Origin of the sequence: Vreelandella arcis (genome assembly GCF_900103865.1) — a bacterium.
Lineage (GTDB): Bacteria > Pseudomonadota > Gammaproteobacteria > Pseudomonadales > Halomonadaceae > Vreelandella > Vreelandella arcis.
Genome location: NZ_FNII01000016.1, coordinates 23,395 through 43,812, shown reverse-complemented (window position 1 = coordinate 43,812; position 20,418 = coordinate 23,395). Strand labels below are relative to the sequence as shown.

General features: G+C 57.7%; 21 protein-coding genes. 9 read left to right on the top strand and 12 right to left on the bottom strand.

Annotated features, from left to right (window positions below; genetic code table 11):
* Nucleotides 1-9 precede the first annotated feature (9 nt).
* On the top strand, nt 10-660 hold the full coding sequence (locus BLR97_RS16425; RefSeq protein ID WP_089707608.1) for a hypothetical protein: 651 nt from the start codon (nt 10-12) through the stop codon (nt 658-660).
* Between the two features lie 78 nt (nt 661-738).
* On the opposite strand, the gene rpoD is transcribed toward BLR97_RS16425, so the two are convergent.
* The 3 genes from rpoD to rpsU all read right to left on the bottom strand — a co-directional run bounded on the left by rpoD (nt 739) and on the right by rpsU (nt 5,072).
* Nucleotides 739-2,589: an RNA polymerase sigma factor RpoD gene (gene rpoD, locus BLR97_RS16420; RefSeq protein WP_089707607.1), complete on the bottom strand. Its 1,851-nt coding sequence runs from the start codon at nt 2,587-2,589 to the stop codon at nt 739-741.
* Between the two features lie 221 nt (nt 2,590-2,810).
* Nucleotides 2,811-4,673 carry a DNA primase gene (dnaG, locus tag BLR97_RS16415; protein ID WP_089707606.1) on the bottom strand — a complete coding sequence of 621 codons (1,863 nt, stop codon included), beginning with the start codon at nt 4,671-4,673 and terminating at the stop codon, nt 2,811-2,813.
* Between the two features lie 183 nt (nt 4,674-4,856).
* The gene (rpsU, locus tag BLR97_RS16410; RefSeq protein WP_007113641.1) at nt 4,857-5,072 is read right to left on the bottom strand and encodes a 30S ribosomal protein S21; all 216 of its coding nucleotides are present in this window, start codon (nt 5,070-5,072) and stop codon (nt 4,857-4,859) included.
* Nucleotides 5,073-5,273: 201 nt separating this feature from the next.
* Here rpsU and tsaD point away from each other — a divergent pair, with 201 nt between their 5' ends.
* Nucleotides 5,274-6,338, top strand: a complete 1,065-nt coding sequence (gene tsaD / locus BLR97_RS16405; protein ID WP_089707605.1) for a tRNA (adenosine(37)-N6)-threonylcarbamoyltransferase complex transferase subunit TsaD — start codon at nt 5,274-5,276, stop codon at nt 6,336-6,338.
* Nucleotides 6,339-6,364: 26 nt separating this feature from the next.
* Here tsaD and plsY read toward each other — a convergent pair whose 3' ends face one another.
* Entirely contained in the window at nt 6,365-6,928 is a 564-nt protein-coding gene (gene plsY / locus BLR97_RS16400) for a glycerol-3-phosphate 1-O-acyltransferase PlsY (protein WP_089707636.1), read from the bottom strand.
* A gap of 91 nt (nt 6,929-7,019) precedes the next feature.
* Between plsY and folB the strand changes: the two genes are divergently transcribed.
* Both folB and folK read left to right on the top strand, forming a co-directional pair.
* A complete protein-coding gene (gene folB, locus BLR97_RS16395) occupies nt 7,020-7,400 on the top strand; it encodes a dihydroneopterin aldolase (RefSeq protein WP_089707604.1) in 381 nt (126 codons plus the stop codon).
* Nucleotides 7,397-7,942: a 2-amino-4-hydroxy-6-hydroxymethyldihydropteridine diphosphokinase gene (folK, locus tag BLR97_RS16390; RefSeq protein WP_089707603.1), complete on the top strand. Its 546-nt coding sequence runs from the start codon at nt 7,397-7,399 to the stop codon at nt 7,940-7,942. Before folB ends, folK begins: the two co-directional genes overlap by 4 nt.
* An 11-nt stretch (nt 7,943-7,953) precedes the next feature.
* Here the strand turns inward: folK and BLR97_RS16385 are convergent, their stop codons facing one another.
* From BLR97_RS16385 to BLR97_RS16355, 7 genes are all read right to left on the bottom strand, one after another.
* Nucleotides 7,954-9,078, bottom strand: a complete 1,125-nt coding sequence (locus BLR97_RS16385; RefSeq protein ID WP_089707602.1) for a tRNA nucleotidyltransferase/poly(A) polymerase-related protein — start codon at nt 9,076-9,078, stop codon at nt 7,954-7,956.
* The gene (locus BLR97_RS16380; protein ID WP_089707601.1) at nt 9,075-9,899 is read right to left on the bottom strand and encodes a symmetrical bis(5'-nucleosyl)-tetraphosphatase; all 825 of its coding nucleotides are present in this window, start codon (nt 9,897-9,899) and stop codon (nt 9,075-9,077) included. The genes BLR97_RS16385 and BLR97_RS16380 overlap by 4 nt, the downstream gene beginning before the upstream one ends.
* Nucleotides 9,900-9,925: 26 nt before the next feature.
* The gene (gene apaG, locus BLR97_RS16375; protein WP_089707600.1) at nt 9,926-10,303 is read right to left on the bottom strand and encodes a Co2+/Mg2+ efflux protein ApaG; all 378 of its coding nucleotides are present in this window, start codon (nt 10,301-10,303) and stop codon (nt 9,926-9,928) included.
* On the bottom strand, nt 10,300-11,115 hold the full coding sequence (rsmA, locus tag BLR97_RS16370; RefSeq protein ID WP_089707599.1) for a 16S rRNA (adenine(1518)-N(6)/adenine(1519)-N(6))-dimethyltransferase RsmA: 816 nt from the start codon (nt 11,113-11,115) through the stop codon (nt 10,300-10,302). The genes apaG and rsmA overlap by 4 nt, the downstream gene beginning before the upstream one ends.
* 75 nt (nt 11,116-11,190) lie before the next feature.
* Nucleotides 11,191-12,246 carry a 4-hydroxythreonine-4-phosphate dehydrogenase PdxA gene (gene pdxA / locus BLR97_RS16365; protein WP_089707598.1) on the bottom strand — a complete coding sequence of 352 codons (1,056 nt, stop codon included), beginning with the start codon at nt 12,244-12,246 and terminating at the stop codon, nt 11,191-11,193.
* Nucleotides 12,246-13,262, bottom strand: coding sequence for a peptidylprolyl isomerase (locus tag BLR97_RS16360; RefSeq protein WP_089707597.1), 1,017 nt, complete (start codon nt 13,260-13,262; stop codon nt 12,246-12,248). The genes pdxA and BLR97_RS16360 overlap by 1 nt, the downstream gene beginning before the upstream one ends.
* A 38-nt stretch (nt 13,263-13,300) precedes the next feature.
* Nucleotides 13,301-15,733, bottom strand: a complete 2,433-nt coding sequence (locus BLR97_RS16355) for an LPS-assembly protein LptD (protein WP_089707596.1) — start codon at nt 15,731-15,733, stop codon at nt 13,301-13,303.
* A 70-nt stretch (nt 15,734-15,803) separates the two neighbouring features.
* On the opposite strand from BLR97_RS16355, the gene BLR97_RS16350 reads away from it, so the two are divergent.
* From BLR97_RS16350 to speD, 5 genes are all read left to right on the top strand, one after another.
* The gene (locus BLR97_RS16350) at nt 15,804-16,814 is read left to right on the top strand and encodes an aminoglycoside phosphotransferase family protein (protein WP_089707595.1); all 1,011 of its coding nucleotides are present in this window, start codon (nt 15,804-15,806) and stop codon (nt 16,812-16,814) included.
* A complete protein-coding gene (murU, locus tag BLR97_RS16345; RefSeq protein ID WP_089707594.1) occupies nt 16,811-17,485 on the top strand; it encodes an N-acetylmuramate alpha-1-phosphate uridylyltransferase MurU in 675 nt (224 codons plus the stop codon). Before BLR97_RS16350 ends, murU begins: the two co-directional genes overlap by 4 nt.
* Nucleotides 17,482-17,877, top strand: a complete 396-nt coding sequence (locus tag BLR97_RS16340; RefSeq protein ID WP_089707593.1) for a gamma-glutamylcyclotransferase family protein — start codon at nt 17,482-17,484, stop codon at nt 17,875-17,877. The genes murU and BLR97_RS16340 overlap by 4 nt, the downstream gene beginning before the upstream one ends.
* A 70-nt stretch (nt 17,878-17,947) precedes the next feature.
* On the top strand, nt 17,948-18,367 hold the full coding sequence (locus BLR97_RS16335; RefSeq protein WP_089707635.1) for an OsmC family protein: 420 nt from the start codon (nt 17,948-17,950) through the stop codon (nt 18,365-18,367).
* 250 nt (nt 18,368-18,617) lie between these two features.
* Complete coding sequence (speD, locus tag BLR97_RS16330) at nt 18,618-19,412, top strand: adenosylmethionine decarboxylase (RefSeq protein WP_089707592.1); 795 nt, start codon at nt 18,618-18,620, stop codon at nt 19,410-19,412.
* Nucleotides 19,413-19,481: 69 nt separating this feature from the next.
* Here the strand turns inward: speD and lpxL are convergent, their stop codons facing one another.
* Nucleotides 19,482-20,408, bottom strand: coding sequence for an LpxL/LpxP family Kdo(2)-lipid IV(A) lauroyl/palmitoleoyl acyltransferase (gene lpxL / locus BLR97_RS16325; protein ID WP_089707591.1), 927 nt, complete (start codon nt 20,406-20,408; stop codon nt 19,482-19,484).
* Between the last annotated feature and the right edge of the window lie 10 nt (nt 20,409-20,418).

Here is a 20,418-nt window from a genome sequence, read left to right as displayed (position 1 = left end):
GGATACTGCATGTCTGACACCCCCCTCGCTTGGCCACTTGGCTTCCGCTCAACGTTAATCAAAGCCATTCTATACCTGCTGGCCGTTGGCGCGATTTCCCAAGGGGCCTACCTCGAAGCACTCTATCTCCCTGAGGTGCGCTTCCCCGAATTCGGATTTACCGAGCTAACGCAGACCTTAGTGCTTTCCTTGAGCTGCCTACTGCTGATTTATGTACGCCACATTCTCAAAGTATGGCCCACGGTCACGCTGCTGCTGTTGGCGTTTATCGGCTCGTCGCTCGTTCGCGAACAGGACTATTTCCTTGACCGTTTTGTGGCCGATGGTGCCTGGCAAATCATTGTGACGTTGATTGTGGTGCCTTCGTTAATCTGGGTTGTGCTACATCGGCGCCGATTCATGGACGAATTTATGCATTATAGCAACTCGTTTTCTTTCGGCTTGTTCACCGCCGGCGTGTTAACCACTTATATCTTTTCACGCCTGTATGGCCGTCAGGAAATGTGGCAAGCCGTTCTTCAGGAAAATTTCGTACGCGACTTTAAAGATATCGCTGAAGAAGTGGTCGAGCTCTTGGGCTATTCGCTGATTCTGTTCGCCATGATTGAGCTAATGCTATTCGCCCGCCGTGTGCATAAAGCGCGCCTTGAACGATCCTAGACACATTCTTGTTTGATAACGATAAAAAAGCCCGCCGTTTTTGCAAACGGCGGGCTTTTTAGCGAATGACGCCACGCGCTATTCGTCGAGGAATGAACGCAGCGGTTCGGAGCGGCTGGGATGACGCAGCTTGCGTAACGCCTTCGCTTCAATCTGACGAATTCGCTCACGGGTCACGTCGAACTGTTTGCCGACTTCTTCCAGCGTATGGTCGGTATTCATATCAATACCGAAACGCATGCGCAGCACTTTCGCCTCACGGGCCGTCAAACCACCCAGCACATTGCGTGTGGCTTCGATCAACCCTTCGCCTGTGGCCATATCGATCGGCAGCAGCATCGTACCGTCTTCGATAAAGTCGCCGAGATGCGAGTCATCGTCGTCACCAATGGGCGTCTCCATGGAGATCGGCTCTTTGGCGATTTTGAGCACCTTGCGCACTTTGTCTTCGGGCATTTCCAAACGCTCGCCCAGCTCTTCCGGCGTCGGTTCGCGGCCCATTTCCTGCAGCATCTGGCGCGATACACGGTTGAGCTTGTTGATCGTTTCGATCATATGCACCGGAATACGGATGGTGCGCGCCTGGTCGGCGATAGAGCGAGTGATCGCCTGACGAATCCACCATGTCGCGTAGGTGGAGAATTTATAGCCGCGGCGATATTCAAACTTGTCTACCGCTTTCATCAAGCCGATATTGCCTTCCTGGATTAGATCCAAGAATTGGAGACCCCGGTTGGTGTACTTCTTAGCAATCGAGATCACCAAGCGCAGGTTGGCTTCAACCATTTCTTTCTTGGCACGACGCGCTTTCGCTTCACCAATCGAGAGTTTGCGATTGACCTCTTTAAGATTGGCCACGCTGAGCTGAACCATGTCCTCTTCAAATGCGATCTTGCGCTGAGAACGGGCGATATCAGCACGCAGCGGCTCTAAACGATCGGCAAATTTGGGCTGCTCGGCCTGGAAAGCATCAAGCCACTTGGGATCAGACTCACTCCCCGGGAATGACTTGATAAAGGTCTTACGCGGCACCTTGGCTTTCTTCACGCACAGTTGCATCACCGCTTTTTCTTGGGCACGCACTTGCTCAACGCTGATACGCACTTGCCCAACGAGGCGTTCAAAGTGCTTGGGCACCAGTTTGATCGGTGAGAAAAGCACCGCCAAGCGGGCTTTTTCGGCTTTTAGCTCGGCACTGCCGCGACCGTGCTTAGCAAGCGCGGCTTCCACCAAGGCGTTCTGCTCGCGAATCTGTTCAAAACGCGCACGCGCCTCTTCAGGATCCGGACCGCCTTCACTTGCCGTGGAATCGTCGTCCTCGTCGTCGCCATCACCTTCAACGTCGTCGTCGACCTCTGCCTCGGGCTCCGGCTCGGGCACTTCGGCTTCAGCCACGCCGGGGATGCCTTCATCGGGGTCAATAAAGCCGGAGAAAAGATCAGACAAGCGGCCAGGAGCCTCCTCGTCTTGAGTCGCGTCGTAGGCGTCCAAAATAGACGCAACGGCACCCGGCAAATAGGCCAGCGCCGACATGACTTCACGGGTACCCTCTTCGATCCGCTTGGCGATTTCAATTTCGCCTTCGCGGGTCAAAAGCTCAACCGTACCCATTTCGCGCATATACATACGCACTGGGTCAGTGGTGCGACCGACGTCGCTTTCCACGGCGGCGAGGGCCGCGACGGCCTCTTCCGCAGCGGACTCGTCCGTGGATTGATCCGACATCATCAAAGTGTCTTCATCTGGCGCTTCCTCAACGACACTAATACCCATGTCGTTGATCATGCCAATGATGTCTTCCACTTGATCCGGGTCGGCGATGTCCTCGGGTAGATGGTCGTTGACCTCGGCATAGGTCAGGTAGCCCTGTTCCTTGCCGCGCGCGATCAACTCCTTCAGACGTGACTGCTGCTGCGCATTTCCAGCCATAGAAACCCTATCTCGACGAAGAAGAATGAAGCACCTGAAGCGCTGATAAAAAACCTAATGAGCCGAACAGTATAGCGCGATCGGCACGAGTTTTTCCAGTTTGTGTATTTGCGCTGTCATTCAGGTGTGTTAGGTTGATTGGTTAGCCAGTTTTTAGCTTCTAGCCACCTATCTGGAGGCAACCCGACGGTATTTCAACCCACCGCCTGCCCCGCATTACGTTATTGCTGCCGCTGAGACAGCTCTACTAGCAACTCTTTAACTCGCTGCTTCTGGGCTTTATCAAGCTTTTGTCCATCACGTTCTTGGGCAAGCAAGGCATCATATTCCTCCTGAGGAGATTGCTGACGCCGAACATGATCCAGGTGCGCCACTAAACCGGCTAGCTCTGTCTCGCGCGTCGCTTTCGAAATTAACAACTCCCGCTGAGCCAAGGCACTTAATTGCTCGCCTTCGGCACTGCCTTGAAAATGCGCCAAAATCACTTGCGGGCTGCGATAACGACCCGCCCTGAGAAGTGCTAGCAAGTCTCGGCAGAGCCGAGTTTCATCACTGCCCACCCCGTCACTACTCATCGGCAACCAGCCATCGCCTTCGGGCAAGGCGGTCACTAACCTCGGCTCGTGAAGCAACAACTGGATAATTCGACCCACCGGCGAGAGCGCTTGCTTGCGCGTCGACCGACGCGCGGGCGCTTGCGCCTCCTCGTTAGAGGGCGCGATACCCGGCGTGCTCTTCGGCTCTTCCTGCGCTTGGCGCTGACTAGCCGTCTTCGCCGCACGCTTTTCGAGCAACCCTTTCAACTGCTCCTGCGCCAAACCGCTCCGCTTGGCCAACGACTCAAGCAGTAGCGATTTGAGCATGCCTTCAGGCACTTTTCCCAATGACTCAAGCACCTGACTGGCAAACCGCTCGCGCCCTTCCACGGTGTTCAAATCGCGCCCTTGAGCTGCTTGTTCGAAAAGAAATTCAGACAGCGGCATCGCACAGGTAACGCGGTTCTGAAATGCCTCAGTGCCCTCGCGGCGCACCAACGTATCCGGGTCATCGCCTTCCGGCAGAAACAAAAAACGCGCCTCGCGGCCATCGATCATCATGGGCAGGGCGGTTTCGAGCGCTCGACTGGCCGCCTGCAGACCGGCGCGATCACCGTCAAAACAAAACACCACGCGGCTCACCAACCGAAACAAACGGCTCAAATGGTCTTCCGTGGTCGCCGTCCCAAGCGTTGCAACGGCATTGTGAATACCGTACTGAGCCAACGCGACCACATCCATGTAGCCTTCCACCATGACCAACTGCTCAAGCTTGTTAGACGCCTGGCGTGCTTCATAAAGACCGTACAGCTCTCGGCCTTTATGAAACACCGGCGTTTCGGGGGAGTTCAGATATTTAGGCTGATCATCGCCCATCACCCGCCCACCAAAGGCAATGGTGCGCCCACGCAGATCACGAATGGGGAACATCACCCGGTCGCGGAAACGATCGTAGGTGCGCCCGGTATCCTCACGATGAATCAGCAGGCCGTACTCCACCTGAACCGGCTCGCTGATGCCGCGCTCATTCAAATGCAGCTTCAGCGCCTCCCATTCAGCCGGCGCATAGCCAATGCCATAGGCCTTAATCACATCGTCCGAGAGCCCGCGATTCGCCAAGTAGCGCTGAGCAGGCTGGCCTTCCTGCATCTTGAGTCGTTCGCGGTAGAAGTTGGCCGCCAACTCAAGCAGGTTAACGCCCTCTTTTCGTTTCTTCTCGCGCTGCTGGGCGCGGGGGTCGTCGGCGCCTTCGCGAGGCACGTCAATGCCCATACGTCCGGCTAATTGCTCAACTGCCTCAGGAAACGGCAGTTTGTCGTATTCCATCAAAAAACGCAGCGCGTTACCGTGTGCGCCGCAGCCAAAGCAGTGATAAAACTGTTTGTCGGCGCTGACCGTAAAAGACGGCGTTTTTTCCTGATGAAAAGGACAAAGCCCCGAAAAATTACGGCCCGCCTTTTTGAGCTGCACACGCTCGCCCACCACCTCCACCACGTCAACGCGGCCGAGCAGATCGTCGATAAAACGCTGTGGAATTTGACCAGCCATGGACTGCAGGCATCCTCGCGCGCGGGCGCTGAGCTGATTCGCTAATCTAACGTCATCAGACGACTTGCCCGATCACCTTAAATAAGCGTAACTAAAACGCAAAACAAGCGGCCACCTTAGTGGCGGCCGCTTGGCATCCCTCTTGAAACACGCTATGAGTTACCTAGCGTATTTCGGTACGGATCAATAGAGCCGTTCGAAACGCTTTTGCTCACGCTGAATCTTCTTGGCGTGGCGTTTCACGGCAGCTGCCGCTTTGCGTTTACGCTCAGCAGTCGGCTTCTCGTAATGCTCGCGACGGCGTACTTCAGAGAGAACACCGGCTTTTTCGCAAGAACGCTTGAAGCGACGCAGGGCGACGTCAAACGGCTCGTTATCACGTACTTTTACAGAAGGCATTAAGCACTCACCTACCTTAAGGAGTCTTGAGTTCGGATAGTACGCACACCGTTAATGCATAATTGCGAGTACAGTGCACGACCCAGTTTTACAGCGCACAATAGTCTAATCCTGCTTGCCTAGCTTTGCAAATGCATACGCATGCCCAGCAATGAGAATGCTAGACTATGCAGACTATTTTTTTCACAGAGTTATTGTCCTATGCGTGTACTGGGCATTGAAACGTCCTGCGACGAAACCGGCGTGGCCATTTACGACACCTCGCTCACTGGCGGCCAAGGCCTGCTAGCCGACGCACTTTACAGCCAAATCGCCATGCATACCGACTACGGCGGCGTAGTGCCTGAGCTTGCCTCGCGCGACCATACTCGCAAGCTGTTACCGCTCATTGAGCAAGTGCTCGCGGAAGCCAACTTGACCCGTCACGAGCTTGACGGCATTGCCTATACCGCCGGCCCTGGGCTGGTCGGCGCGTTAATGGTCGGTGCTAGCACCGCGCATGGAATGGCGCGGGGCTTGGGTATCCCAGTGCTTGGCGTTCATCATATGGAAGGCCACCTGTTGGCTCCCATGCTTGAAGACGACGCCCCCGATTTTCCGTTTGTGGCCTTGCTGGTATCAGGTGGCCATACCCAACTGGTAGACGTTCAAGGGCTTGGCCACTACCAGTTGCTCGGCGAGTCGGTGGACGACGCCGCTGGCGAAGCCTTCGATAAAGCAGCCAAAATGCTCGGCCTCGCTTACCCCGGCGGCCCTCACGTCGCTGCTCTGGCCGAACAAGGAGACCCAAACCGGTTTCGTTTTCCACGTCCCATGACCGATCGGCCGGGGCTGGATTTCAGTTTTTCAGGATTAAAAACCCACACCCTCACCGCGATTCGCCAGTTAGAAGCGAAAGACGCTTTGGACGACCAAGCACGCGCCGACGTGGCCCGCGCGTTTGAAGAAGCCGTGGTCGATACACTAGTGATTAAGTGCCGCCGCGCGCTGGATCAAACTGGCCTCAAGCGGCTGGTTGTGGCGGGCGGTGTGAGCGCCAACCAACGGCTGCGCGAGCGGCTTGCGCTGGCCTGCGAAAAGCGCCAGGCAAAGGCATTCTATCCCCGCGGGCGTTTTTGCACCGACAACGGCGCGATGATTGCCTATGTAGGCGCACAGCGATTAGCCGTTGGCGAACACGACCCAAGCGGCATGATGCAAGCAACACCGCGCTGGCCGCTCGCCGACCTAGCCGCGCCGACTCTTCAAGCCGACCACGCCCCCTAGGCCCAACAGCACAGGGTGGTCGGTTATCAGAAAGGGGGCTCTTCACCCCGGCGCAATCGGCGAATATTTAACCCGTGGCGGATCAGCACCAGCAGGCTGAACCCGCCCACCACCATAACGTAGTCAGGGGCCCACCATAGGCATACCAGCGGGGCGATCAAGGCGCTGACCAGCGACGCCACCGCAGCGGTTCTCAGCCGCCAAGCCAGCAGCCCCCAGACCAAGGCACTGATTAGCGCCACGGTGGGCACCAACACCAACAGGATGCCGAATGCGCTCGCCACGGCCTTGCCGCCGCGAAACCCATGCCAAAGTGGATAGCTGTGGCCCAGCAGCACGGCCAGCCCAACCAGCCCCTGTAGCCACACTGGTAAGTGCAAAAACTTAGCAGCAAAGACCGCCGGGATGCCTTTTAACGCATCTAACACCAGTGTCACCGCCGCTAATCGCATGCCATACAACCGCAGCACGTTGGAAACCCCTGGGTTGCACGAGCCATGTTGCCGAGGATCAGGCACACCCGCCCAGCGGCAGACGCTAAGCGCCGCCAACCAACTGCCACTGACGTACCCCATCACTATCCATATCATGCTGCTATGCTCACCCTGCCGCCCAAATCGACTGTTGCTAAGCGCTTTGCTCACGTACAATCGCTCGCTCGCCGGCTGTTTGGGAAGGCCCATGGATCATATTTTTATTGAAGCGCTAGAGGTCGACACCGTCATCGGTGTCTACGAGTGGGAGCGCACCATTCATCAGTCGCTACGGTTAGACTTAATCCTCGCGACGGATATTCGCTCGGCGGCGGCCACCGACGATCTTCGACTGACCCTTGATTACGCGGCCATTTGTCAGCGTATTCAGCAGTTTGCCGATACTCACCAGTTTGCCCTCGTGGAAACCTTCGCCGAGCGGCTTGCGGCTTGCCTACGCAACGATTTTCCCATCAGCTGGCTACGATTGACCGTTCGCAAGCCGGGGGCCGTCCCCAACGCTGGCAGCGTAGGGCTGGAAATTACCCGCGGCACGCTAACCGAGACGACCGGAGCGCCTCCATCATGAGCTTAGTAACCGTCAGCCTGGGCAGCAATATCGAACCCACCCGGCATATCCGCTTGTGCCTTGATGCCTTGGCCGACACCTTCGGCTCGCTAGCGATTTCCCGAGTGTTTGAAAGCGAGCCCGTGGGTTTTAACGATCAGCGTAATTTTTATAACTTGGTGGTAGCGTTTCACAGCGACTGGACACCCGGTGAGCTGCAAGCCTGGGCAAAACAACTCGAGATCGCCTACGGCCGAACGCCCGACATGGCAAAATACAGCCCGCGAGCGCTGGACATTGACTTACTAACCGTGGGGGAAGCTTGCGGAACGGTTGACGGCATCGAACTCCCCCGCGCCGAAATCACCTTCAATGCCTTTGTGTTACAACCGCTGGCTGAGTTACTCCCCGAGACGCGACATCCCTGCTGCCATACACCTTATGCAACGCTGTGGGCGGCGTTCTCCCTGGGCAGCCAGCGCCTATGGGCAATCGATTTTGATTGGCGGGGTCGCTGGATTTCACAGGCCGACTCGCTACCCCAGCAAGCGATGGCCCGGTAACGCGGATTTTTCTAGGCCAGCGCTTCGACGATGGCTTGCTGTCGCCGTTCTTTCAGTGCGGCCCCCAACGCTGCGCCCTGGTAGCCTTCGGCCATTAGCGTTTGCGGACTTACCTGCTGCGTCGCCTGCCAGGCACCTTTCAACGCGGCCACTTGCTCAGGCGCCAATACCGCTACCAGCGTTAGTTGGGCATCTACCTGGGCCGGTTTGCGCCAGGCATCAAGTCGCTCCAGCCAGCGCGCAACGGCGGATGGATTAAGCGCATCCGCCAACAACTCACGGGTCAACGCCACATGCCGCGCTAACTGCGCCACGGCATTTGGCAAGCGAAGCCGTTGGGCCAATGCCTCACGCTCCGTCTCTGTTAATCGCGATACCAATAACGCATAGCGCCAATCGGCGCTGGCTAACGACGCGCTATCCATACCCAGTGCCATGTCGACAAGCGCCTGCTTTAACGCATCGCCCGCCAACTCGGGCCACCACGTAGAAAGCGCCTCACATTGCTCAAGGGTGGTGAAATAGCTCGCCGGCGCCGCTTCGCCCAACGCTTTTTGGGTTTCCAGCCACACCCGCTCGGCGGCCAGGTAAGCCAGCTCACCGCTGCGGCTGACATCGTTCATTAGCGCCAGGGTTTCCGACGCAATGGCGAACCCCAACGGTTGGTAGCGAGCCAAAAAGCGCGCCGTGCGCAGCACCCTGAGCGGATCCTCGCTAAACGCTGGCGAAACGTGGCGAAGCCGCCGCGCCTCAATATCCTGCTGTCCGTTAAAGGGATCGATCAGCATGCCATCCGGTGCTTCGGCAATGGCGTTAATGGTCAGATCGCGGCGCAGCAAATCGTCTTCCAGTGTCACATCGGGGCTGGCAATGACCTGAAAACCAGCGTAGCCATGCCCCGCTTTACGCTCGGTACGGGCCAGGGCGTACTCTTCGGCGCTGTCGGGATGCAGAAACACCGGAAAATCTCGCCCTACCGGCTTAAAACCCCGCTTTAGCATGGCATCGGGGGTCGCACCCACGACCACCCAATCGTTATCGTAAACGGGCCAGCCCAGCAATTTATCGCGCACGGCGCCACCCACGCGGTAAACCTCAAGCCCGGCAAGACGCGGGTCGTCGCGTTGCACGCTCATTGCGCCGCGCCTAGAGACTTGTGGCTCGGAACGCTGGTGCGTTCGCCGGTCGCCAGATTGAGCGCGGTCAGCAAGCCGCCCCAAGCGCAGCCGGTATCCAAAGCGTCGACATGGACGCGAGCATAGGGCGCATGCCCCTCAAGCGCGGCCCAGTGGCCAAACAACAGCTCAGGATCATCGTCGCGGGGAAATTGGAACCACGGGGCAAATCCCGCCGGCGCGCTATCAATGCCCTGATTGGCCTTGAAATCCAGACGGCCGTCGGCGTCAATAAAGCGCATTCGCGTTAGCACGTTAACAATGCAACGTAGTCGATCCATACCGTCAAGCTCGTCGCGCCAGCGGTCGGGGTGATTACCATAAAGCTGGCTTAAAAATGCCCCTGACTGGTCGCTGGCTAACGCCGCCTGTACCTCACCGGCCAGCGCTTCGGTCTGGGCAAGGGACCACTGGGGCAATAAGCCTGCGTGGGTCATCAACCGGTTGCCGTCTCGCACCGCCAAAGGCTGTTGCTGCAGCCAGTCGAGCAACCGCTCACGGTCGGGCGCCTCTAATACCGCTTGGAGTCCAGGGTTACTTTTGAGGTTACCCCCGCCCCGTGCGGCCACCAGCAAATGAAAGTCGTGGTTACCTAATACGCAGCGTACGGCACTGCCCAGTCCTTCGGCCTCGCGCAGGCAAGCCAGCGAATCAGGCCCGCGGTTCACCACATCGCCGACCAGCCAAAGGGTATCCTGCGCCGGGTTAAAACTGAGGACGTCCAACAAGGCCATCCATTCGTTGTAACAGCCGTGCAGGTCGCCAATCGCGTAGGTACTCATGCGGGGCCTCTTAAGTCATTGAGTATTCAGTGCAATTGATAGGGAACCGCCAGACGAAACGCAGGAATGGCAACTTCAAAAACGCGCTGGGTTGAGGTATCCAGCAGCGTATAGACGCCTTCCATCACACCTACCGGCGTTTGCAGCATTGCCCGGCTGGTATAACGAAACTGCTGGCCCGGACCAATCAACGGCTGTTGACCTACCACCCCTTTACCACGCACTTCCTGATAGTCACCGCTGCCCTGAGTGATTTTCCAGTAGCGATCCATTAACTGGACGCTGTGCGGGCTGTCATTGCGCACGTTAATGGTGTAGCTAAATACGTAACGCGAGTCTGCCTCGTTCGACTCTTCTGCGCGGTACTCCGGTGTGACCGTGACGTCGATCGCTAAGTCGCTCACTGCGTGACACCCCCTTCATCGGCCGCCACACGGTTGGCAATCGCCACAAACTCGGCGACCGTCAGCGTTTGCGGGCGGCGCACCGGGTCAATGCCCAGCGCTTCCAACACATCGATATTGACCCGTCCTTTTAGGTTATTACGCAACGTTTTGCGCCGCTGGCCAAAGGCCAGTTTAACGAGCTCAAACAGCAGCACGGGATCATCCGCGGTATGCGGCAGCGCCGTGTGTGGCGTGAGGCGAACGATGGCCGAATCCACGCTGGGGCGCGGCACAAAGGCCTCAGGCGGCACAATAAACAGCTGTTCTACTTGGCAATAATACTGCGCCATCACCGATAAGCGCCCCCAATCGGGGCCGCCGGGTTCCGCCGCCAAACGCTCGACGACTTCTTTTTGCAGCATGAAATGCATATCGGCAATGGCATCGCCCATGGTTAGCAAATGCACGATCAGCGGCGTCGAGATGTTATACGGTAGATTGCCCACCACGCGCAGCGCCGGCCCTTCGCCTTTCAAGGCGGCAAAGTCGAACTTCAGCGCATCGCCTTCGTGGATGACAAAATCGGGGTAGTTGAAAAACTGCACCCGCAGGCCTGGAATCAGGTCGCGGTCGAGCTCGATAACTTCCAGTGAACCGGCAGCGTCTAGCAGCGGCTCGGTCAAGGCACCCTGGCCGGGGCCGATTTCAATCAGACGGTCGCCTTCTCGTGGCCCAATAGCGCGCACAATGCGCGAAATAATGCCGAGATCACGCAGAAAATTCTGGCCAAAGCGTTTACGAGCGCGGTGTTGCTGGGGCGCGTGAGACATCTAACACGATTCCTTGGGGGTCAGTCGTTGGGCAAATATAAGCCTGAGCAAATACATCGTTGGCTACGCACCGGGTTAATGGAGCGAGGAAGCGCGTTGCTCGGCGAGCCGTCGCGCCAATGATAGCGCAACCTGAAGGCTGCGGGGGTCGGCGACGCCTTTTCCAGCCAACGTCAGCGCCGTGCCATGATCCACCGAGGTACGCACCAGTGGCAAACCCAGGGTGATATTGGCAGCCTGACCAAAGCCGGCGTACTTTAGCACCGCCAAGCCTTGGTCATGATACATGGCCAGAACGGCGTCAACATCGGCTAGATGGCGCGGCGTAAACAGCGTATCCGCTGGGAAAGGGCCAGACATTGCAAGACCTTCCTGACGCAGAGCATCGAGGGCGGGAATGATGATATCCAACTCCTCGCGCCCCAGATGGCCATCCTCCCCTGCATGGGGGTTCAAACCACACACCGCAATTCGCGGCGACGTTAGCCCAAACTGTTGGCGCAAATCGGCGTCCAGCAAGCGGCTAATGCGCATTACACGCTCATAGGTGATCGCCTCCGCCACTTCACGCAGCGGTAAATGCGTGGTCGCCAGGGCAACACGCAAATCGCCACTGCCCTGCCAGCCGGGTGCTTGGGCGTGGAGCGCGTTATCGGTCGCCAACATCATGACGACCTCGTCGACGCCGCAGGCATCGCGCAGCCATTCGGTATGCCCGGTAAACCCCGTGACGCCCGCATCGATAATCACGCCTTTATGCAACGGAGCGGTCACCATGGCTGCCGCCTGCCCGGCCAAGCAAGCGTCCACCGCCAACGCCAACGTCTCAAGCACATAGCGGCTGTTAGCCGTGTTGAGCACGCCGGGAATTACAGGCTCACTCAGCGCGACGGGCCAAACCGGCAGCGTCGACGCCGGTCGCTCAGGCAAGGATTGCCCAGGCGCAGTTTCAATAATGTCGACCACAAGCGCTAAAGCCGCCGCTCGCTGGCGCAGCATCTGCGGGTCACCAATCGCTATGGTACCAGCAGGCAAGGCCCCTTGGGCAGCCAGCATCAGCACAAGCTCAGGCCCAATACCGGCGGGCTCACCGGTGGTAATCACCACCGGCGATGTCTGGGTGCATTGCATTACAGGCGAACATCAACAAAGGCTTGAGAGCGAATTTGCTGCTGCCAGGTTTCCAGCTCCTGATTGGCGCGGCGCTGGAAAATGGCCTGCCGTACCTCTTCACGTTGGGCTTCCTGGGTCACGTCTTGCTGACGGCGCTCTTGGACTTGAATAATGTGGTAACCAAACTGCGAGCGGATCGGCTCAGAAATTTGATTCAGCGGTAGTTCGCGCATTGCGTCTTCAAACGCAGGCACTGTTTGTCCTGGACGCAGCCAGCCAAGCCCCCCACCGTTGAGCGCGCTGCCGTTATCGTCGCTCATTTCACGGGCAACCTTAGCAAAATCTTCGCCTCGCCCTAACCGCTCGCGCACCTCTTGAGCTTTCGCCCTGGCTTGGCTTTCATTGCGGGTCGGGGTTAGTTCAATCAGTATGTGGCGGGCACGGGTTTCCTGGATAACGGCTTGTTCGCCTGACTGGCTCGACTGCTGGCTTAGTAAGCGATCCACCTCGCTGTCGCTGATATTGACTCGGTTGCCGACTTGGCGCTGCTGAACCTGACGCATCAGCATTTCTCGGCGCACGTCTTCGCGCACGCTCGCCAGCGTAATGCCATCGGCTTCCAGCGCATCGGCAAATTCTTCCAGGCTCATGTTGTTCGACTCGGCAATCGAGCGAACCTGACGGTTCAACTCAGTATCGTCGATGCTGAGGTTGGCGTCGCGAGCCATTTGCAGCTGAATCTCCTCAACAATCATGCGCTCCAGCACCTGCGACTCCAGTTGACCACGGGCAGGAAGCGACTCACCGCGTGCCTCGGCCTGACGCTCGACCTGGGCCATACGGTCATCCAGCTCGCTGCGCATGATAACGCCCTCGTTAACCACAGCGACCACACTGTCGAGCGTCTGGCGCTCAGTGGGTGCCGATGTTTGGGCCTGAGCACTCAGCGGAACGGCTGCCGCCATGCACAGGGCCAAGGCACCGCCTAGCGAGAGCATCGTGGCGCGGGCGAGCAAGGTCTTTCTCATTTTCATAACGTCAATCTCTGTCAGTTGCCATTCAAAAAGCGAATTTATAAAGGCGCCGGGCGGTAACCCGGAATGGCTTGTTCAAAGAAACCATCGGTACTTTGGCCAACGCCGCCTAAACCACGGAACACAAAACGTAAGAAAAGGCCCCGGTCATTAAAGTCATCGCCGATACGTGCGGTGTCGCTGTCGTCGACCCATTCGCGCCATACCAACTGGAGGCCATAGCAACAGTCGCTCCACTGCACGCCTGCTAGCTGTTCCAATGCGCGGTCGTTGGTTTGATCGTGAAGGTATCGGCCGATCAGATCAATCTGCGGGCTGGCCTTCCACGCAAACGAAAGATCCCATTCTTCACGATTGTAGTTGCGGAAGCTGTCATCACTCGGCTCTACGCCAGGGTCGAAGTCTTGGATTTCCCAGCGGTAGCCAAGGTTCACTACGTGGCCTCGAGGATGACGATAGCGTACGTCCACGGTGGAACTTTCGGTGCGGTCGAGGTTATCGTCATAAAGCCACTCGTAGCCGGTGCTCCAGCGGTTATTAATTTGCCAATCGACCCGCGTCACCAGGGGGGAGCGATCCCGAGTGGCTTGGTAGTAACGCTCGCCGTCGCTGCGCGGCGGCAGCGTATCAGCATCCCCTTCAATATCAATCCGGCGCTCGTCAAAGTAGACACTTTGACCAATCCCCACGGATAGCCGGTCACGCCCCGTCTCATCTTCAAGCAACCGCGACTCGACCCCCAGCGACAGCCGATTCAAATCACCCACCCGATCAGCCCCGGAGAAGCGCTGAGCAGACCAAAGCTGGTTCCAGGAAAAGGGCCGCTCGCTGCTATCAAAGTCGGGCAGTTCACTTTGGTCAGTGCGCGGCACGTAGGCGTAGTTCAAGCGAGGCTCTAAGGTTTGACGGTACTCGCGCCCGCCCAGCGCCAATTCGCGCTCGAATATCAAGCCGCTGTCCACCGAAGATACCGCAATACTGCGGCTCGGCGATTCGCTATTCTCGGTGGCACGGTCACCGTAATCCAACTGATAACCGGTGTACCAAAACTCCGTGCGTGGCTCGATATAGCCCCAGGGTCGATCAAACCGCCAACCAAACGCCGGCGTTAAGTGCAGTCGGCTACCCGTAGCGGCCTCGCGCTCGATCACCCGCTGCTCGTTCACATCGCGCCAGAAGTAAGTGGCATTAGAGCGCCATTGGCTATACAAGCCATTACCTAATTGCCAACGGGCATTGGCGGTTAAACTCGGCAGACGATAAAACGGTTTGTCACGCTCGTTAAGCGGGTAGTCCAACCGCTGAAAGCCTTGAGCCCGGGCATCCAACTGCCAGCGCTCACCGCGATAATCGACCTGTGCCAAGCGTTCCATACTAGCGCGGTCACTGCTGCCAAACTCGCCGCCAAAGTCATCGAAGTAACGACCGTCGCTGGCCGCACCGTAACGTAAGCGATACCCGCTACGCGGGTTAACGCGCCCGACGTGCTGCGCCTCAAAATACCAGCGATCCTCTCCTTCCAAGCGACCTTCAGCTCCGCCTGAACCGCCGTTATCGCTGTTTAAAAAGCCGGCTTCCACGGTGCCTCCGCTTTCTTCAAGCAGGTAGCGAAACTCACCGTTCAATAGCAGGCCGTGGTCAGACATCCAGCGCGGGGTGATGGTCGCATCGCGGTTCGGGGCGATATTCCAATAAAACGGCTGGGTATAGTCGACACCATCGCCGGACAAGGAGATCGCTGGGGTTAACAAGCCGGTATGGCGGCGGTCGTCAATCGGAAAGCGCACCCAGGGGACATACATCACGGGCACGTCTTTGATTTCCAGGCGCGCATGTCGCGCTGTGCCGAAACCTTCGGCTTGATCCAGGTGGATGTCGCTACTCACAAGCTGCCAGGTATTTTTGCCAGGGTCGCAGGTGGTAAAGCGGGCATCCTGAAGACGGTACTGGTCTTTTTCCAACTGTTCGAGCTGCCCGGCTTGACCACGCAGGTGCTGGTCGTAAAGCACGAACCGACTATTATCCAACTGTGTGCGGTCTTCGTTGAGCATTATTTCAGCGCTATCACCACGCACCAGCGCTGTGCCATCGCGCAGCGCAATATTGCCTTCGGCGTTCACCCGCTCGCGATCCGCAGGCATGGTGACCTGATCAGCTTCGACTTCTTCATTGGCCCGCCGCAATACCACATCGCCACGCAAAATTGTTCGGCCGTCGATGTCGTAATCTGCCTCAGTGGCCTCTGCCGCAAGCGTTTCGGGGCTATCTTGTTCAGCCAAGCGATAGCCGGGCATCACATAACGTCCACGGCATAGTTGAGTCGCCGCTTCTTCCTTCCCCCAGGGTTCCCAGTCTAGCGCGTCTGCCGAGAGCGGTTCGCTCTGTGCCACGGCAGAAAACGAGGCGCCGGCCAGCAAACTGCCCATCAATGTTTGCGCCACTGGCACCGCGCGCGAAAATCGCTTGCCCATGTTCGTTATCCTTGGCATCGAGAATCGGTATTATACAGTCCGCATCATGCCCGACCAGCCAGGAGCTTGCATGTCTTCATCGAGGATTAACGCCCTTATCGCTTGGGCCGCGCATCAGCACGGTCTCTCAGCGGACGCCATCACCCTCGCCCCGGCCGGAGGCGACGCCAGTTTTCGGCGCTATTTCCGGTTAACTCTGCCCGACGGCGCTACCCAGGTAGTTATGGATGCCCCGCCCAGTCAGGAAGATAGCCAGCCGTTTGTGACTATCGCCCACAGCTGGCATGGCGCGGGCTTGCCCGTGCCTAAGGTTCATGCCGCCGACCTTGAGCAAGGTTTTTTACTGCTAGACGACCTAGGCAATACGCCGTTGCAGCAGTTATTCACGGATGAAACCCGTGTCCGAGGCTACCATAATCAGGCGCTAACGCTGATTGCCGATTTACAAAATCGCGTTTCACCCCAGGCACTTCCCACCTACGACGCTGCGCTATTGGGCCGGGAGCTCGACCTCTTCCCCGAGTGGTGCCTCTCAGCATGGCTTGACCTGGCCGTGCCAGACAGCTGGAAAGCGTTGCGCGCTGAGCTGGTCGACCAGGCGTTAGCGCAGCCCGTTGTATGCGTCCACCGCGATTTTGATGCCATGAATTTGATGGCTCACGATCAGCGCCTGTTTATGATCGACTTTCAGGACGCGGTGGCCGGGCCGATCAGCTACGATGTTATTTCGCTGCTGCGCGGGCGTTACTGGCGCTTTAACGACGACCAGTTTACGGCGTTCATCCTTGCGTTTCACGCACAAGCCCGGCGCGATGGTCGAATGCCCCCAAGCATCGATGCCACCACCTTCCTCCACCAAAGCCAAGCGATGGCCGCCCAGCGCACTTTAAAAGTGCTGGGCATTTTCTGTCGTTTAACCCTGCGCGACCAAAAAACGGGCTACTTGGCGCGCCTGCCCCACTTTATGGACCATCTAGATGACAGCCTGGCAGGATTGCCGGCGCATGCTGATTTCGCTCACTGGGTTCGCCAAACTTTGCGGCCCGCCATTGCCGCGCGCTTGAGCGAGGTCGATACATGAAAGCTATGATTCTGGCCGCGGGCCTGGGAAAACGGATGCAACCGCTTACCGACCACTGCCCCAAACCCTTACTGCCGGTCGCTGGAAAACCGCTCATCGTGCATCACCTAGAACGGCTTAAGCGCGCAGGGTTCGACCAGATAGTCATTAACGTTAGTTACCGGGCGGATCAGATAATCGAAGCGCTAGGCGACGGTGGCGCCTATGGCGTGTCCATTCAATGGAGCCGTGAAACAAGTCCGCTGGAAACCGGCGGGGGAATTCATAAGGCCCTGCCGTTACTCGGCGAAGCGCCGTTTTTACTGATCAATGGTGACGTCTGGTGCGATCACTTACCCAGCGAGCACGCGCTAGCCGCCGATGACCTCGCGCACCTGGTGTTAGTCGACAATCCCGACCACCATCCAGACGGGGATTTTGCCCTGCGCGGCGGTCGTGTTTTCCAGGGCCCCGCCCCGCGCCTCACCTATACGGGCATCAGCCTGATTCGGCCTGAATTGATAGCGGGCCAACCAGCGGGCGCCTTTGCCCTGGCCCCGCTGTTAAGAGACGCCATCAACGCCCAGCACGTTAGCGGTGAGCACACCGCCCGCCACTGGGTGGACGTTGGCACACCCGCGCGGCTGGCCGAGCTGGAAAACCACTTGCAACCTGGGGGCGCCTCTTCATGAACGACGATCACCTCGACGCCGCCGTTGCCACCACCGCGCTGGTGGCGGTATACGGTACGCTAAAGCGAGGATTAAACAACGCTCATTGGCTGTCTACGGCGACTTGGCTGGGAAGCGACATCAATACGGCCTTAACCCTCTACGATATCGGCCCCTACCCCGGCGCAAAGTGGCAGGCTTCCCGCGGCATTGTCGTGGAAGTTTATCGTGTGACGGCAAGCCAGCTCGCCCAGCTTGACGCCTTGGAAGACCACCGCCATCACGACCCCGAACAGGGCGAGTACCAACGTCAGCTACTGACCACACAATTCGGCACGGCATGGGTCTACCTCTATAATCCCAGCGTTGAAGGCCGCGTGATGATTACCCAGGGCGGCTGGCCGCCACAATGAGGCAGTGCGACGTGGACAAGAGATGTTATGCTGCGCAACAAATCTTGATCGCCTGGACGAGGAGCGCAACGTGAAAGCACGGGTAAAATGGACGGATGGACGCCAGTTTGTCGCGGAATCGGGCAGCGGCCACAGCGTGGTAATTGACGGCCCGCCGGATCATGGTGGCCGCAACACTGGCCCACGTCCGATGGAGATGCTGCTGATGGGGATGGGCAGCTGCACGGCCTTCGATATTTTGAATATTCTCGACAAGGCGCGGGCCGACGTCACCGACTGCGTGGCGGAGCTTGACGCTGAACGAGCCGATAGCGTGCCGTCTGTGTTCACCCGCATTCATGTGCACTTCGTGGTTACCGGCCACGCCCTTAAAGAAAAGCAGGTTCAGCGCGCCGTTGAGCTGTCAGCGGAGAAGTACTGCAGCGCGTCGATCATGCTGACCAACGGCGGCGTTGAAATCCGCCATTCTTTCGAAATTGTCGAGGCCTAATCGGTACAGCGTGGCGATGCGTTAAGGGCCCGCAAGCGGATCAAAAAAACTTGCGCAGCCAGATGCATCCCGCGCCAGGGGCGGGCATAATACGCCGGCTTATTTAGCCCCTGCGATTGTCGGGTGTCTAATTGAGTTTTCCTCAGCATGCATATCAAGCGCCAGCCCTAATTCAGCGCTTACAAGATGCATGATCGGTTCCGGCGTTGGCGCGTCGGGGTGTTTTCATCTGCCATAGGGAGGTTCGGACGTGTCAGATAATCTCCGACTCCACGGGTTTAACAACCTGACCAGCTCGCTAAGCTTTAACATTTACGACATTTGTTACGCGAAAACCGAGGAGCAGCGTGAGTCTTATATCGATTATATCGATGAGCTCTACAACGCCGAACGTTTGACGCAGATTCTTAAAGACGTGACCAACATCATTGGCGCGCATGTGCTGAATATCTCGCGCCAGGATTACGAGCCTCACGGTGCCAGCGTGACGGTTCTGATTGCCGAGCACGAGTTGGACGAGACAGACCCCGAGCAAATAGAACCCGGCCCCGGGCCGCTGCCCGAAACCGTGGTCGCGCATTTGGACAAAAGTCATGTCACGGTGCATAGCTATCCCGAATCACACCCCGATAACGGCATCAGCACCTTTCGCCTAGACATTGACGTGTCGACCTGCGGCCACATCAGCCCCCTCAAGGTGCTGAACTATCTGATCCACAGCTTTGACTCCGACATCGTCACGGTGGACTACCGGGTGCGCGGTTTTACCCGCGACGTGGACGGCAAAAAACTGTTTATCGACCACGATATCACCTCGATTCAGGATTACCTGGCCGAAGATACCAAGCACGCCTATCAAATGATTGATGTGAACGTGTACCAGGAAAACATGTTCCACACCAAGATGCTGCTCAAGAACTTTGAGCTGGATAACTACCTGTTTGGTACCTCGCAGAAGGACATCAGCTTTGAAGAGGCGCGCGATATCGAAAGCCGATTGCGCAAAGAGATGCTGGAGATCTTCTACTCGCGTAATCTCGACTGATCGACGCGCGAAGCGCAAAAAGCCGGCATCGCTGCCGGCTTTTTTATGCCTAAATAGCATACGCCAAGGTTAATAAAACCCAGGCTCGCCTTCCGGCCGCGTTTTAAAGCGCCGATGCAGCCACAAATATTGTTCGGGATGCCGGCGGATGGCCTGCTCTATAAATTCATTCACCCGCGTGGCATCGGCGACCTCATCATTGCTTGGATAGTTTTCCAGCGCAGGCAACCATTCGTAGGTGTAAGTACGATCATCCGGGTTGCGATAGAAAATCAACGGCACCACTTGCGCTCCGGTCATCCGCGCGATTTTAGCGGTCAGCCGCACGGTCGCCGCCTGCTGACCGAAAAACGGCGCGAACACGCTGGCATCGCGGCCAAAATCCTGATCGGGCGAGTACCATACCGAATGGCCGGCTTTTAGTCGCCGAATCACCCCACGCAGGTCGTGGCGATCAATCATTTGGCCAAAAACCCGCGAACGAGCCCGGGTCATAAAACGGTCGAACAGCGGATTATTGTGAGGGCGATACACGGCGTCCGAGGTGAAAAACAGCGAGTGTAGCGCGCCCCCCAAATCCAGCGGCGAAAAATGCACGCCAATGATCAACACACCCTTACCTTGTGCCTGCGCCCTAGCGAGATTTTCTTCACCGATACACGCCACCCGGTGGCGAAAATCCTCGGGGCTTCGGCACCACGCAACGGCGGTTTCCACCAACCCAATGCCATTGGCAATAAAGGTTTGTTTAACCAATTGGCGTTGTTCGGCAGCGCTTTTTTCCGGAAAACACAGCGCTATATTGACGTCGGTGATGTGCCGACGGCGTTTGGCAAATCGCCATGCCAAACGCCCGATCCCCGAACCAATAGCGATATTCAGCCGCCAGGGAAACCAGGCCACGACGTACATCGCCGCTATCGCCAGCCAAGTTAACCAAAAACGCGGGTGCGCGAACGAGCGTGAAAAGGATGAGTCTGGTGATGATGTCGACATGCGTCTCGCC

Excerpts from the sequence above, each read along its gene's own strand:
- BLR97_RS16355 (WP_089707596.1), bottom strand. The coding sequence starts at position 15,733 with ATGGGCAAGCGATTTTCGCGCGCGGTGCCAGTGGCGCAAACATTGATG.
- rsmA (WP_089707599.1), bottom strand. The coding sequence starts at position 11,115 with ATGTCTCACGCGCCCCAGCAACACCGCGCTCGTAAACGCTTTGGCCAG.
- pdxA (WP_089707598.1), bottom strand. The coding sequence starts at position 12,246 with ATGCAATGCACCCAGACATCGCCGGTGGTGATTACCACCGGTGAGCCC.
- BLR97_RS16385 (WP_089707602.1), bottom strand. The coding sequence starts at position 9,078 with ATGAGCGTGCAACGCGACGACCCGCGTCTTGCCGGGCTTGAGGTTTAC.
- plsY (WP_089707636.1), bottom strand. The coding sequence starts at position 6,928 with ATGATATGGATAGTGATGGGGTACGTCAGTGGCAGTTGGTTGGCGGCG.
- rpoD (WP_089707607.1), bottom strand. The coding sequence starts at position 2,589 with ATGGCTGGAAATGCGCAGCAGCAGTCACGTCTGAAGGAGTTGATCGCG.
- lpxL (WP_089707591.1), bottom strand. The coding sequence starts at position 20,408 with ATGTCGACATCATCACCAGACTCATCCTTTTCACGCTCGTTCGCGCAC.
- murU (WP_089707594.1), top strand. The coding sequence starts at position 16,811 with ATGAAAGCTATGATTCTGGCCGCGGGCCTGGGAAAACGGATGCAACCG.
- BLR97_RS16425 (WP_089707608.1), top strand. The coding sequence starts at position 10 with ATGTCTGACACCCCCCTCGCTTGGCCACTTGGCTTCCGCTCAACGTTA.
- rpsU (WP_007113641.1), bottom strand. The coding sequence starts at position 5,072 with ATGCCTTCTGTAAAAGTACGTGATAACGAGCCGTTTGACGTCGCCCTG.
- tsaD (WP_089707605.1), top strand. The coding sequence starts at position 5,274 with ATGCGTGTACTGGGCATTGAAACGTCCTGCGACGAAACCGGCGTGGCC.
- folB (WP_089707604.1), top strand. The coding sequence starts at position 7,020 with ATGGATCATATTTTTATTGAAGCGCTAGAGGTCGACACCGTCATCGGT.
- BLR97_RS16360 (WP_089707597.1), bottom strand. The coding sequence starts at position 13,262 with ATGAAAATGAGAAAGACCTTGCTCGCCCGCGCCACGATGCTCTCGCTA.
- BLR97_RS16380 (WP_089707601.1), bottom strand. The coding sequence starts at position 9,899 with ATGAGTACCTACGCGATTGGCGACCTGCACGGCTGTTACAACGAATGG.
- dnaG (WP_089707606.1), bottom strand. The coding sequence starts at position 4,673 with ATGGCTGGTCAAATTCCACAGCGTTTTATCGACGATCTGCTCGGCCGC.
- BLR97_RS16350 (WP_089707595.1), top strand. The coding sequence starts at position 15,804 with ATGTCTTCATCGAGGATTAACGCCCTTATCGCTTGGGCCGCGCATCAG.
- BLR97_RS16340 (WP_089707593.1), top strand. The coding sequence starts at position 17,482 with ATGAACGACGATCACCTCGACGCCGCCGTTGCCACCACCGCGCTGGTG.
- folK (WP_089707603.1), top strand. The coding sequence starts at position 7,397 with ATGAGCTTAGTAACCGTCAGCCTGGGCAGCAATATCGAACCCACCCGG.